We start from the raw sequence: 523 nt of genomic DNA, 5'->3' as shown, positions 1-523 counted from the left end.
ACGCAAGGAGGAACGCACTTAAATTCTTTTCGTGAAGCAATCGTAAAAACCATCCGTGAATATTATAATAAAGGTTTTGAAGCGTCAGATATTAGAAAATCTATAGTTTCTGCTATTTCGATAAAAGTAGAAGAACCAGTTTTTGAAAGTCAGACCAAAACCAAATTGGGTTCGAATGATATCGGTCCAAATGGTCCAACAGTACGAACATTTATCCACGATTTCATCACAACGAAACTCGATAATTTTTTACATAAAAATCCAGAAGTTGCCGATTTACTTTTGCGTAAAATTTTACAAGCAGAACGTGAACGAAAAGAACTTTCGGGAATTAGAAAATTAGCGAAAGACAGAGCCAAAAAATCAAGTCTTCACAATAAGAAATTACGCGATTGCCGAGTGCATTTGCCAGATATTAAAAACCCAAGATATCTTGAAAGTACGCTTTTTATTACCGAAGGAGATTCGGCTTCTGGTTCGATTACAAAAAGTCGTGACGTTAATACGCAAGCCGTTTTTAGTT

Annotated in this window: 1 pseudogene; it reads left to right on the top strand. The window is 35.6% G+C overall.

Features of this window, described 5'->3' with window-relative positions:
- Nucleotides 1–523: pseudogene (locus tag FHK88_RS04040) on the top strand (hypothetical protein); the annotation flags it as partial.

The sequence above is a fragment of the Psychrobacter sp. I-STPA6b genome, assembly GCF_020662265.1.
Lineage (GTDB): Bacteria > Pseudomonadota > Gammaproteobacteria > Pseudomonadales > Moraxellaceae > Psychrobacter.
This window is presented reverse-complemented; position numbering and strand designations above follow the sequence as displayed.